The following is a 13,216-nucleotide window of genomic DNA, read 5'->3' as shown; positions in this document are numbered from 1 at the left end:
CATCCTTCTCAAGAATGCTGACGAAACGAATCATTGCGTGTCTGGATGTCGACGCTGGACGGGTAGTAAAGGGAACTAAGTTCCTGAACCTGCGCGACGCTGGCGATCCTGCCGAGCTCGCTCGAGCCCACAGCGAGTCCGGAGCGGACGAGATCGTTCTGCTCGACATTTCGGCGACACATGAGAATCGCGGCACTCTCATCGATACGGTCAAACGCACGGCACGAGAACTGTTCATTCCCTTCACGGTCGGCGGAGGGATTCGCACACTTGAGGATGCTGCGGCGATCTTCGATGCTGGTGCGGATAAGATCAGCATTAATTCCGCCGCAGTGCGGGATCCGAGCCTGATCGAGCGGATTGCCGCGCGCTTTGGGTCACAGGCCGTGGTGGTTGCTATTGATGCAAGAAGCAACGGTGCTGGAACCAATTACGACGTTCTGGTCGCAGGTGGCCGCACGCCGACAGGACGCAAAGCGCTTGAGTGGGCTCAAGAAGCCGAACAACACGGCGCGGGGGAGATTCTGCTTACATCCATGGACCGCGATGGTACTGGAGCCGGATTCGATTGTCGCCTAACCGAGGCCGTCAGTTCAGCAGTTGCGATTCCCGTGATCGCCTCTGGCGGCGCTGGAACGAGCAATCACTTCGTTGAAGTCTTCGCGACTGGCCGCGCGGACGCAGCGCTTGCTGCTTCAGTGTTCCACTTCGGGGTACAGGACATTCGTGAACTCAAGGCATTTCTACAATCGAAAAACATTCCGATGAGGCTGCCGTGCTGATCCCCTCCATCGACCTGATGGGCGGCAAGATCGTTCAACTCGTACAAGGCGAGCGCAAGGCGCTCGAGTTCGGGAACTTCGCCGAGTGGGTCGATCGCTTCATGAAGTTTCCGATGGTTCAAGTTATTGATCTCGATGCCGCAATGGGAAATGGCAGCAATCATGCGATGGTGAAAGACTTCTGCGCCGAACTTCCCTGTCAGGTTGGCGGAGGCTTGCGCACCCTCGAAAAGGTTCGGGCAGCACTCTCGGACGGGGCACGCAAGGCGATCATCGGCTCTTCCCTCTTCACTGTGGACGGAGTAAATAGCGAATTTGCCAAGGCTCTCGCCGAGGAGCTCGGGCCCGAGCGCCTCATTTTTGCTGTCGATTCGCGAGGTGGATTTGTGTCGGTTAAGGGATGGAAACAGAGCACAAGACTTCGTCCGGCTGACGCTATCCAGCAACTTGAAGCTTTTTGCTCAGCATTCCTCTACACGCATATTGATACAGAAGGTCTGATGCAGGGATTTCCTTTTGAAATTCTAGATGATCTTCGCGCCGCAACCGGCAACAAATTGATCGTGGCCGGCGGCATAACGACGAGCGGAGAAATCGATAGGCTCGATCGAATGGGCATAGATGCCGTTGTGGGAATGGCCATCTACACCGGCACACTTGCAGTGTGAGCAATCCTGATTTTTCTGTTCCCTGTCCCCTGTTCCCTGTCCCCTGGTTTTTCTGTACCCTGTTTCTCAATGAGCTCGCCGAGACAGGAACTTACCTCCACGCAACAAGACGACTTGATCGCCACGGCCAAACGGGCATACGAACATGCGTACGCTCCTTATTCGACATTCCGAGTGGGTGCAGCCGTTCTGCTGGAGGGCGGAGAAGTGTTCAGCGGGTGTAACGTCGAGAATGCCTCTTATGGATTAACCAACTGTGCTGAGCGAACCGCGATCTTCTCAGCCGTCTCGGAACTCGGAGCCAAGAGAGTGAAAATTCGTGCAATTGCGGTCGTCAACGATCGTAATGTGGCTTGCTCTCCGTGTGGCGCGTGTCGGCAAGTCATCAGCGAATTCGGTCCCGACGCTGACATCTTTTATATAGGACCAAAGGGCATCCAGCGCAGCTCGATGCGCGAGCTCCTGCCGCACAGCTTTAGTTCGGAATCGTTGAGTTAAGACGAAACGTGATTGGCGAACCAACTAGGGGAGCCGGACGATTGGTCTACTACCGGCCGCCTCAACTTACTTGGTCCACGGATTGAGGATGTCCTTCAGAACTGGCTCGAAGTCTGCAGTATTGCGAGTTACCAGAGTAAGCCGATGAAATTCGGCTGTGGCGGCAATAAAAGCATCCAGTGGCTCAATTCGATGCCCGGCAGCTTCACTCCTTGCGATGATTCTTCCGCACAGATCAGCGGCTGTCGCGTCAATCGTCAGAATTCTTCCCTCAAAGCGCAATAGCAGCTCGTCTTCCAGCCAAGCGGTCACGCGCTTCCGCCGCGTGCCAGCCGGCATGCGCTCAATACCGTAGCGCAGCTCAGTCAGTGTCACAACGCTCAGAAAGGCGCGATCTTCATCTACCCCGGCGAGCCACTCAGTCACACCGGGATTCGGATACGGCTTTATCGACTCGGATACAACATTCGTATCCAGCAAAAAGCTCACAAGTCAATCTTCCGCAGATTGCCATGCAAGCGCTTGATCTTCACGCCGGAATTACGTAGCGGCGAAGAAGCGAAGAATTCGGCGAGATTACCCTTACGTTTTGTTTTCCGCTCCCACTCGTCTGCCGCCACAACTACCACAGCCGTTCGTCCGTTGCGGGTAATAGTCTGTGGCCCATCCGACTTCGCTCGCTCGATCACCTGACTAAACTTGGCCTTTGCCTCAGCAACCGTCCATGTATGAGTACTCACTCGGGAATCTCCTCAAACTCGTTAAATGGTCACATGGGTCATGATAGTCATCATCACAAATTTAAGCAATGCCTTCTGCCTAGCGGAAGTATTGGGAACCAACGTTACCGACCGCACTGGCTCGGTGATAATCTGCGACAACGAGACGAAAACACTCTATTCAGCCACCCTCCGTTCCTGTAATCTTGCCTGTCACTTTCACAACCTTCAGGAGCCTTGGACGCCTTTGGGCGCATCGCATGCGTATTGTCGATCTCATCCGCAGGAAGCGTGACGGGCACGAACTCACGCGCGAAGAAATCCAATTCATCGTCCGCGGATATACCGAGGCTCAATTTCCCGACTATCAGATGGCAGCCTGGCTGATGGCGGTGTTGCTGCGCGGGATGTCCGGGAAGGAGATCGCAACGCTCACTGAAGCGATGCTGCACTCCGGAGTGACGCTCGACTGGTCTGATCTGCCGGGAAAGAAGGTCGACAAACACTCAACCGGGGGCGTAGGCGATAAGACTTCGCTCATCCTTGCACCGATTGTGGCCGCTGGCGGCCTTTTGGTGCCGATGATCAGCGGACGCGGGCTTGGACACACCGGCGGCACGCTCGACAAGCTGGAGGCTATTCCGGGTTTCAATGTAAGTCTCGCGCCTGACCGAATGCGCGAGGTTCTTGCCAAATGCGGGATGGTGCTGGTGGGACAAACGGAAAAGATCGTGCCCGCCGACAAGAAGATGTACGCGCTGCGCGACGTGACCGGTACTGTAGAGAGCCCGGCTCTCATCTGCGCGTCGATCATGAGCAAGAAAATCGCCGAAGGCATCGACGCGCTGGTGCTCGACGTGAAGACGGGCTCGGGCGCATTCATGAAGAAAGAGGCCGACGCCGTCCACTTGGCCAAATTGATGGTCGAGACCGGAGTCCGCATCGGCAAGCGCATGGTCGCACTAATCACCAACATGGATCAGCCGCTTGGACTGTACGTTGGAAATGCGCTGGAAGTAGTCGAATGCGTCGAAGTTCTCAAAGGCCGTGGACCAGCCGATCTTCGCGATTTGAGTATCGAGCTTTCTGCATGGATGTTTTACCTGGGAGAGAAGACAGACTCGGTCGAGCAGGGACGGACGCTCGCCAAACAGATGATCGCGAATGGCTCGGCCTTTGAGAAGTTCTGCGAAGTCACTCTGCTTCAGGGCGGAGATGCTGAGGCTCTGCGCGATGTGAGCAAGCTGCCGCGTGCTCGCAATCGTCGCGAGGTGCGCAGCCCACATGCCGGCTATGTTCACTCGATCAACTCAGAGCACGTGGGAATCGCAAGTCTGGTGCTCGGCGGCGGACGAGACAAGAAAGAAGATGCGGTTGACCACGCCGTGGGAATCATTCTGCACAAGAAAGTCGGCGACGCTGTCGCTCAAAACGAGCCGATCTGCACGCTGCACTACAATTCCGACGCGCGCCTCAGAGAAGCCGAGTCCTTGATCGCATCGAGTTACCAGATAAGTGCAAAGCAAACTGCGGCGCCTGCGAAATTGATTCGCCAGGTGATTGAAGGAAGTTCTACGCCAGCGGTGCACGCTTCTTAGCCGGGCTATTCAAATCCACGAGAGAAGAGAACCAACGAATGATCAGACTTACAGGCTTGATCGGCATGGTTGGGATTATTGGCTTGGCGTACGTATTTTCTACGAATCGCAAAGCGATTCGTCTTCGAACTATTCTTTGGGGGCTTGGACTGCAGCTCGTCTTCGCACTCATCGTGCTGCGCTGGACCTTTGGCCAACACTTCATGAAAGCGGCGGGCGACGCCGTCACCAAACTGCTCTCTTACTCATCAGCCGGAGCGGCATTTGTTTTTGGGCAGCTCGGTATTAACTTGCCCCCGGTCGGATTTGTATTCGCCTTTCAGGTGCTTCCGACGATTATTTTCATTTCCGCGTTCTTCGCGGTGCTGTACTACCTCGGCATCATGCAACTGGTGATTCGCTTCTTTGCGTGGCTGATGAAGCTCACGATGAAAGTGAGCGGCGTGGAATCGCTCAACGTAGCCGCTTCAATCTTCATGGGCCAGACCGAGGCCCCGCTTACCATTCGCCCATTCCTGCCGGAGTGCACACGCTCTGAGCTGATGACGATCATGACCGCCGGCATGGCGCATGTCTCGGGCGGAATTATGGCAGCCTATATTGCGTTTGGCGCCAAGGCTGAGCATCTACTCGCAGCCGTAATTATGACTGCGCCCGGCACGATTCTCATGGCGAAGATGCTGGTGCCGGAAACCGAAACGCCGAAGACAGAAGGTAAAGTTGAGATGTCCAAGGAGGATATGCACCGCGACGATAACATCCTTGGCGCGATTGCCCGTGGGACCATCGACGGCGGCCAGTTAGCCTTCAATGTCGCGATCATGTTGATTTCCTTTATCGCGCTGGTCGCACTGATCAATGGTATCTTCGGTGGAATTCACCAGCACATCGCAAGGTTTCCGGACAGCCTTCAGAGTCTTCTTGGACATGTCTTTGCTCCCGTCGCATACGCCATCGGAATTCCCTGGAAAGATGCGGTGTCGGTTGGAAACTTGCTTGGGACTCGTATGGTGATCAATGAACTGATTGCATATCAGTCTTTGGGAGTCGTGAAGGATGCGCTGGATCCGCGATCCGTAACGATCGCGACATTTGCGCTCTGTGGCTTCGCCAACTTCTCATCCATCGGAATTCAGATCGGGGGAATCGGCGCGCTGGCTCCAAACAAACGGTCTGAATTAACAAAGCTCGGATTTCGCGCGATGCTCGCAGGCACGATGGCGAATTTAATGTCGGCTTCGATCGTGAGTCTCCTGGTGCAACATTGATTAACCAAGAAAGTCTTTCACCACGGAGACACGGAGGCACGGAGAAAAGCGAGTTGAGGACTAAAACCGGAATCAGCCATACATCAAACATCGCGCAGGCATCAGTGTGCGCGCATCAAGCCGTTTCGATCCTCTTTGCTTCTTCATCCTTTACTCACGTTTCTGTTTTGCCGCTCTCCGTGTCTCCGTGCCTCCGTGGTGAATTATGAAGCTTCAGGCGACGGACCAGTGGTCGCACGCGGGCGAAGCCTCTGAGTTCATCCTCAGCAAGACCGCGCTGCGTCCACGGCTCGCACTCGTTTTGGGGTCCGGTTTAGGAGCTTTCGCCGACGATCTGGAAGATCGTGTCGTGCTTCCCTACTCCACGATTCCGAACTTCCCGGTCTCGAGCGCCGAAGGACACGCGGGGAATCTAGTAATCGGCCGAGTCGGAGATGTTGCCGTAGCAGCCATGCAAGGCCGCGTGCATTACTACGAAGGTCACAGCATGGCACGCGTCACATTTCCGATGCGCGTGTTTTGCCGCATGGGAATCAAGGGAGTGTTGCTTACGAATGCCGCGGGCGGAATAGGTCCAAAGCTCAAGCCCGGATGCCTGGTCGTCCTCAGCGATCACATCAACCTGCAAGGTACAAATGCATTGATGGGCCCGAATGAAGAACGTTTTGGCCCGCGTTTTCCTGACATGACCGAAGCGTACTCAAAAGAATGGCGGGCGCTCGCGCTGGCCGAAGGAAAACGGCAAGGCGTCGACATCTACGAAGGTGTGTACGCTGCCGTGCCGGGGCCGAGCTATGAAACACCGGCGGAAATTCGATTTCTGCGAACGATCGGAGCAGACGTTGTCGGCATGTCCACGGTCGCAGAAGTGGTGGTGGCACGACACTGCGCCATGAAGGTGCTGGCTATCTCTGTGGTGACCAACATGGCAGCAGGAATTCTCGATCAGCCGATTGATCACGCGGAGGTTCTGGAAATTGGGCAGAGGATCAAAGGTCAGTTTGCCCAACTGCTCCAGGCGTTGATTCCGCGTTTGACGAGCTCGCTAAATTAACAGGGAAATTTACAGGGAAAATTTCCGGGGCCTTCTTGGCCTCTGGCAGAAATCCGCGTCTTTAGCGGGGATTTCGCGATTGCTGCTGTTTGGGCGGGAAAATAACAGGGAATTAATTGCAGCGGAACAGGGAATAAACGAGGGCTGAACAGGGAATTCGAACGAAATAACAGGGGAATTGCTCCAATCCATGTGCGCTGGAGCCTCACAAAAAGCAGGAAGCTGCTTCCGTTGGTCTCCATGCGCGTTCGCCGCACCGATTGTGATCGAGTCTGTTCGACTAAGGCAGCGAGCGACAACTTGGTACGTCACGTAGCGCGAGTGAGCCTAAGCATGTCTCTGAAAAAGATTCGTCTGCGTTCTTGAGTATTGCCGAAAGATTTTCCGGGGTAAACTTGCTCCCGTGAGTTTGCCGCTCACTAAAAAAAATTGAGAGGACACATGCCAATGAAAGGTAAGCAAATTTGCATAAAAGGAAAGTGCACAAATGCTAAACCAGAATCCGTCGCTATGTGCTCCTCAAATATCAGTCAATTATCGATCCACCTCACAGCTCAAGCCTAATTCCCGCAACCCGCGGAAACACAGCAAGAAACAATTAGATCAGCTAGCCCGAGCCCTTTTGCGATTTGGGTTCATCGTTCCCGTCCTGGTTAACGCCCAAGATCAAATTGTCGCTGGCCACGGGCGCATCGAAGCCGCAAAGCTGGCTGGCATTGAACAAGTGCCAACCATCTCGGTCGACCACCTCACCGACGCCGAGGCCACTGCGTTCATGATCGCGGATAACAAATTGACGGAAAACGCCGAATGGAATGAGGCGTTGTTAGGGGAACATTTCCAAGAGTTGGCCGCGCTGAATCTTGACTTCAACCTGGACATTACTGGATTCGAAGTGCCCCAAATCGATCTATTGATCCAAGGACTGTCACCCGACACCTCAGGTTAACTGTCGCGCGCCACTGCGGCATGAAAGTGCTCGCCATATCGGTGGTGACCAACATGGCGGCGGGGATTCTCGACCAGCCGATTAACCACGCAGAGGTTCTGGAGATTGGGCAGAAGATTAAGGGACAATTCGCCCGACTGCTTCAGGCGTTGATTCCGCGTTTGTCTGTCTCGCTAAATTAACAGGGAGAAAAAGTTAGCAGAGAGCGAAATCGACAAAAATCGGCTGGATTTCTCAATTTTAGCCAGGTTCCGCGAAATTAACAGGGAGAGATATCTGAGAGAACAGGGAGAGAGTTCTAGGAGAAGGGAGACTGGCTTGATGCGCAGTTGGCGGCTTCCCTTGCTTCTTTCCGACCTGCGAATAAGTGACGAGTGGGCTCTGGACTGCCTTCAGCGGTACCCAATTTTATAACCCCTAATATCGGAAAAGTACTATACTGTTATCCCCTTTTAAGAGGCTACGTTAGTCCCCCACAGCCTCGGTTGAAGTTTGTTTCCGTCTCAAGTTCAGTCGGGCCCAAACACCAAAACTGCACGAGAAATAAATGATGTTTGGCAAGCATGGGACTGTTGTCCTAAGAGCGATGGTCCTCATCGTGAGCCTGGCGCTTTGGACGGCCGGATGCGGCGGTGGGGGCGGATCTAACAACTTCTCATCCAGTTCTTCGCCCCCTCCAACAACAAACAATACGTCGACGGGAACAAACGTCTCCGTTCAACCGGCAGACGCAAACGGCGCAACGCCTGCCAAATTGACGTTCAGCAACGTTACCCAGGGGGGAATGACCTCCCTCACAATGGCGAGCACCGGGGCGGCGCCTCCTGCCGGATTCCTTGTCGGCAACCCCGCACAGTACTTCGACCTGTCCACTACGGCGGTCTTTTCCGGCACCGTTACCGTTTGCATCAATTACACAGCGATTACGTTCGTGAATTCGCCACGCCTCTTTCACTACAACGGGAGCGCCTGGGTCGATGTAACGATCTCGGTCGACACGGCAAACCACACGGTCTGCGGAAGCGTTACCTCTTTCTCTCCATTCGCAATTTTCCAGTCAGCCACGGCGCCCGCGATCACCAGTGCAGGCAGCGCAGCGTTCATGGTAGGCACTGCCGGTTCGTTCACCGTCACAGCCATCGGCTTCCCCACTCCTACGCTGACAGAAGTCGGATCCTTACCAAACGGGCTTTCCTTCACCGACAACCACGATGGCACGGCGAAGCTAAGCGGCACAGCGACGGTCCCCGGGAATTTCCCAATCACGATTACCGCGCACAACGGCGCAGCTCCGGATACAACGCAGAACTTCACGCTGATCGTCAATCAGGCGGCCGCCATCACCAGCGCGAACAACACCGCGTTCACTCTCGGTTCACTCAGTTCATTCACGGTAACGGCGACCGGCTTCCCCACTCCGACGCTGAGCGAGAGCGGTGCACTGCCGGCAGGTGTGACGTTCAACACCGCCACCGGAGTGCTGAGCGGAACTCCGACTGCCAGCGGTTCGTTCCCGATCTCATTCACCGCGCACAACGGCGTAGGCACGGATGCAGTGCAGAACCTCGCCCTGACCGTCAATCAGGCTTCGTCTTCGACGACAATCGCGAGTTCGCTGAATCCCTCGACCTTCGGAGCTGCCGTCACCTTCACGGCCACGGTCACAAGCACCGGCGGCACGCCTACAGGCACAGTCACCTTCAAAGACGGCACCACCACACTGGGCACAGGAACCCTGACTTCCGGCACGGCGACGTTCAACACTTCGACGCTTTCCTCCGGACCCCATTCGATCACCGCGCTCTACGGCGGCGATACCAACTTCCAGGCGAGCACCTCTTCGGCACTGAGCCAGACCGTCAATCAGGCTTCGTCGGCGACGGCAGTGGCGAGTTCGCTGAACCCCTCGACCTTCGGAGCTGCGGTCACCTTCACGGCCACGGTCACCAGCAGCGGCGGCACACCGACCGGCACGGTGACCTTCAAGGACGGCAGCACCACACTGGGCACAGGAACCCTGACTTCCGGCACGGCGACGTTCAACACTTCGACGCTTTCCTCCGGACCCCATTCGATCACCGCGCTCTACGGCGGCGATACCAACTTCCAGGCGAGCACCTCTTCGGCTGTGAGCCAGACCGTGAGTCAGGCTTCGTCGGCGACGGCAGTGGCGAGTTCGCTGAACCCCTCGACCTTCGGAGCTGCGGTCACCTTCACGGCAACCGTCACCAGCACAGGCGGCACACCGACCGGGACGGTGACCTTCAAGGACGGCAGCACCACACTGGGCACAGCAACGCTGACTTCCGGCACAGCGACGTTCAACACTTCGACGCTCGCCACCGGACCGCATGTCATCACCGCGATCTACGGCGGCGATTCCAACTTCCAGTCGAGCACGTCTGCGGCGGTGAGTCAGACCGTGAGTCAGGCTTCGTCGGCGACGGCAGTGGCTAGTTCGCTGAATCCCTCGACTTTCGGAGCGGCCGTCACCTTCACGGCAACAGTCACAAGCACCAGCGGCTCTCCGACCGGCACTGTGACCTTCAAAGACGGCATCACCACACTGGGCACCGGTGCGCTGACTTCCGGCCAGGCGACCTTCAACACTTCCACACTCGCCCTTGGACCGCATGCCATCAATGCTGTCTACGGCGGCGATACTAACTTCCAGTCGAGCACCTCTTCGCCTCTGACTCAGACCGTCAATCAGGCCTCGTCTTCGACGGCAGTTGCGAGTTCGCTGAATCCGTCGACATTCGGAGCCGCCGTCACCTTCACAGCAACGGTCACCAGCGCCGGTGGCACGCCTACCGGCACCGTAACCTTTCAAGGCGACACCACCACTCTGGGCACTGGTACGCTGGCTTCCGGCCGGGCGACATTCAACACTTCGACGCTTGGCATCGGATCCCACGTGATCACTGCGGTCTACGGCGGTGATACCAACTTCCACTCGAGCATGTCTTCGCCACTAAACCAAGCGGTCAATCAATCCCCTGTCATCACGAGTGGAAACAACACGACCTTCAAGGTCGGAGATGCCGGCTCGTTCAACGTTATCGCGACTGGTTTCCCCATTCCGAATCTGACGGAAGCAGGAACGCTTCCGCATGATGTCACGTTCACAGACAACCATGACAGCACGGCAACGCTGAGGGGAACGCCCACGGTGAGCGGTAGTTTCCCAATTACGATCACCGCGCACAACGGTGTGATTCCTGATGAGACGCAGAACTTTACTCTCACCGTGATGCCGGCGACCCTGCAGTCGATCACTATCAACGCCATCAGCGGTTCGATCGCAAAAGGAACGACCGATCAGTTCACCGCTACCGGAAGTTTCAGCGATGGCACGACGCAGGACTTGAGTACCGTCGTGACGTGGAAATCGGACAATCCGGGAGTAGCTAGCATCAGCGCCTCCGGTTTGGCGACCGGAGCTTCGGTCGGTTCCGCGAACATCAGCGCCAGCCGCAGCGGGATCACTTCGAATACGCTTCCGCTGAGCGTAACTCCGGCCACTCTAGGATCCATCACCATCAGCGCCGCAGAGCCTTCTATCGCGAAAGGCACGAGCGATCAATTCACGGCGATTGGAACATTCAGTGATGGCACTACGCAGGATCTGACGAACTCTGTGAGCTGGCATTCCTCCAACGAAAGTGCGGCAACCATCACCGCCAACGGACTCGCGACTGGTGTTTCGGTCGGCTCCAGCGACATCAGCGCTACTCAGAACGGCGTTACGTCCGGCAATTTTCCGCTCTCTGTCACTCCGGCTGTGCTGGAGTCAATTGTCATTTCTGCTGCGAAGACTTCCATCGCGAAGGGGACCAGCGTTCCGTTCACGGCAATCGGAACGTTTAGCGATGGCAGCACTCAGGATCTAACAAACGCAGCAACCTGGAATTCCTCCGATAGCACAATCGCAGGCATCAATGCTGCAGGCGTGGCTACGGGAATCAGCCTCGGCTCGACTGACATCAGTGCCACGCAGAGCGGGGTTACTTCAAACAAATTCACACTGACCGTCACTCCGGCTGTGCTTCAGTCGATCATGATCAGGGCGGACCATACCTCGATCGCCAAGGGCACGAGCATTCAGTTCACCGCTATTGGCACCTTCAGCGATGGCACTACCCAGGACCTGACTAACTCCGCAATCTGGACCTCCTTGACTCCTAACGTAGTCAATATCGATAACGGCGGGATGGCCACGGGAGTCACAGTGGGTTTGAGCAGCATCACTGCCAGCAAGGGCGGTGTCACGTCGAATACGTTCTCTCTTGCGGTAACCGCGGCAATGCTGCAATCGATTAGCGTTAGCCCGACGAGCGCGTCAATTGTTAAAGGGCTGACACAGCAATTCACTGCAAAAGGCACCTTCACGGACGGGACTACTCAGGATCTGACCACCTCCGTGATTTGGAGTTCCTCGAATCAAGCGGTGGTGAACATCACCGATGATGGACTGGCCACGGCTGTCACAGTTGGGTCCAGCAACATTACGGCAGCCCAACATGGGATCAGTTCAGATCCTACGGTGCTGACGGTACTACCGGCCACGCCTACGATCACCTGGGCCAATCCGGCAGCCATTACCTACGGCACAGCACTCAGCGCGTCGCAATTGAACGCCACTGCCACTGTGCCAGGTAGCTTCACATACATGCCTCCAGCTGGCACCGTGCTGAGAGCAGGCAATCAGACGCTGTCGGTGAAGTTCACTCCCGCGGACACGGTCAATTACGAGACGGTAACCACTTCAGTGAGCGTCAATGTGAACCTAGCGGTGTTGACCGTCACCGCACAGAACGCCTCGCGCACCTATGGAGCCGCGAACCCTGCCTTCAGCGCAATCATCACCGGCTTCGTCAACGGGGATACGGCGAGTGTAGTGAGCGGAACTGCGAACCTGAGCACGACCGCGACACAGGTGTCGGGCGTCGGCAGCTATGCGATCACCGCCACTGCGGGAACGCTCACTGCCACCAACTACACCTTCACCTTCGTCAACGGCACGCTGACAGTGAATGCGGCCGTGCTGACTGTTACAGCACAGAACACCTCGCGCACCTACGGAGCCGCGAACCCGACGTTCACTGCACTCATCACCGGCTTCGTCAACGGGGATACGCAGAGCGTAGTAAGTGGAACTGCGAACCTGAGCACGACCGCGACACCAGCCTCGAACACAGGCAGCTATCCCATCACCGCCACTGCGGGAACACTCACTGCCGCCAACTACACCTTCACCTTCGTCAACGGCACACTGACGGTGAATGCGGCCGTGCTGACTGTTACAGCACAGAATGCATCGCGCACCTATGGAGCCGCGAACCCGACGTTCACTGCGCTCATCACCGGCTTCGTCAACGGGGATACGGCGAGTGTAGTGAGCGGAACCGCGAACCTGAGCACGACCGCGACACAGGCGTCGGGCGTCAGCAGCTATGCGATCACCGCCACTGCGGGAACGCTCACTGCCACCAACTACACCTTCACCTTCGTCAACGGCACCCTGACGGTGAATGCAGCCGTGCTGACTGTTACAGCACAGAACGCTTCGCGCACCTATGGAGCCGCGAACCCGACGTTCACTGCACTCATCACCGGCTTCGTCAACGGCGACACACAGAGCGTTGTAAGCGGAACCGCGAACCTGAGCACGACCGCG

11 protein-coding genes are annotated in these 13,216 nt (G+C 56.5%); 9 read left to right on the top strand and 2 right to left on the bottom strand.

The genetic code is table 11. The features are described 5' to 3' along the window. The first annotated feature begins 14 nt into the window (after positions 1-14). From hisF to cdd, 3 genes are all read left to right on the top strand, one after another. Entirely contained in the window at positions 15-782 is a 768-nt protein-coding gene (hisF, locus tag VNX88_10090) for an imidazole glycerol phosphate synthase subunit HisF (GenBank protein HWY69006.1), read from the top strand. Next, the gene (locus VNX88_10085) at positions 776-1,450 is read left to right on the top strand and encodes a 1-(5-phosphoribosyl)-5-[(5-phosphoribosylamino)methylideneamino] imidazole-4-carboxamide isomerase (protein HWY69005.1); all 675 of its coding nucleotides are present in this window, start codon (positions 776-778) and stop codon (positions 1,448-1,450) included. The genes hisF and VNX88_10085 overlap by 7 nt, the downstream gene beginning before the upstream one ends. Before the next feature lie 69 nt (positions 1,451-1,519). Then, complete coding sequence (gene cdd, locus VNX88_10080) at positions 1,520-1,948, top strand: cytidine deaminase (protein HWY69004.1); 429 nt, start codon at positions 1,520-1,522, stop codon at positions 1,946-1,948. 66 nt (positions 1,949-2,014) lie between these two features. On the opposite strand, the gene VNX88_10075 is transcribed toward cdd, so the two are convergent. Both VNX88_10075 and VNX88_10070 read right to left on the bottom strand, forming a co-directional pair. Further along, positions 2,015-2,437 carry a type II toxin-antitoxin system VapC family toxin gene (locus VNX88_10075; GenBank protein HWY69003.1) on the bottom strand — a complete coding sequence of 141 codons (423 nt, stop codon included), beginning with the start codon at positions 2,435-2,437 and terminating at the stop codon, positions 2,015-2,017. Then, the gene (locus VNX88_10070; protein ID HWY69002.1) at positions 2,434-2,688 is read right to left on the bottom strand and encodes a type II toxin-antitoxin system Phd/YefM family antitoxin; all 255 of its coding nucleotides are present in this window, start codon (positions 2,686-2,688) and stop codon (positions 2,434-2,436) included. Before VNX88_10070 ends, VNX88_10075 begins: the two co-directional genes overlap by 4 nt. A gap of 239 nt (positions 2,689-2,927) precedes the next feature. Here VNX88_10070 and VNX88_10065 point away from each other — a divergent pair, with 239 nt between their 5' ends. The 6 genes from VNX88_10065 to VNX88_10040 all read left to right on the top strand — a co-directional run. After that, the gene (locus VNX88_10065) at positions 2,928-4,265 is read left to right on the top strand and encodes a thymidine phosphorylase (GenBank protein HWY69001.1); all 1,338 of its coding nucleotides are present in this window, start codon (positions 2,928-2,930) and stop codon (positions 4,263-4,265) included. Positions 4,266-4,303: 38 nt separating this feature from the next. Further along, entirely contained in the window at positions 4,304-5,533 is a 1,230-nt protein-coding gene (locus VNX88_10060; protein HWY69000.1) for a NupC/NupG family nucleoside CNT transporter, read from the top strand. A 205-nt stretch (positions 5,534-5,738) separates the two neighbouring features. Beyond that, the gene (locus VNX88_10055) at positions 5,739-6,587 is read left to right on the top strand and encodes a purine-nucleoside phosphorylase (GenBank protein ID HWY68999.1); all 849 of its coding nucleotides are present in this window, start codon (positions 5,739-5,741) and stop codon (positions 6,585-6,587) included. A gap of 487 nt (positions 6,588-7,074) precedes the next feature. Next, positions 7,075-7,536 (top strand): ParB/Srx family N-terminal domain-containing protein, encoded by a 462-nt coding sequence (locus VNX88_10050; protein ID HWY68998.1) that lies wholly within the window; start codon positions 7,075-7,077, stop codon positions 7,534-7,536. Next, positions 7,476-7,718 carry a hypothetical protein gene (locus VNX88_10045; GenBank protein ID HWY68997.1) on the top strand — a complete coding sequence of 81 codons (243 nt, stop codon included), beginning with the start codon at positions 7,476-7,478 and terminating at the stop codon, positions 7,716-7,718. The genes VNX88_10050 and VNX88_10045 overlap by 61 nt, the downstream gene beginning before the upstream one ends. Positions 7,719-8,083: 365 nt before the next feature. After that, on the top strand, positions 8,084-13,216 hold a 5,133-nt coding region (locus VNX88_10040), incomplete at its 3' end, for an Ig-like domain repeat protein (protein HWY68996.1).

This window comes from Terriglobales bacterium (assembly GCA_035567895.1).
In the GTDB taxonomy this organism is placed as follows: Bacteria; Acidobacteriota; Terriglobia; order Terriglobales; family Acidobacteriaceae; genus Gp1-AA112.
This window is presented reverse-complemented; position numbering and strand designations above follow the sequence as displayed.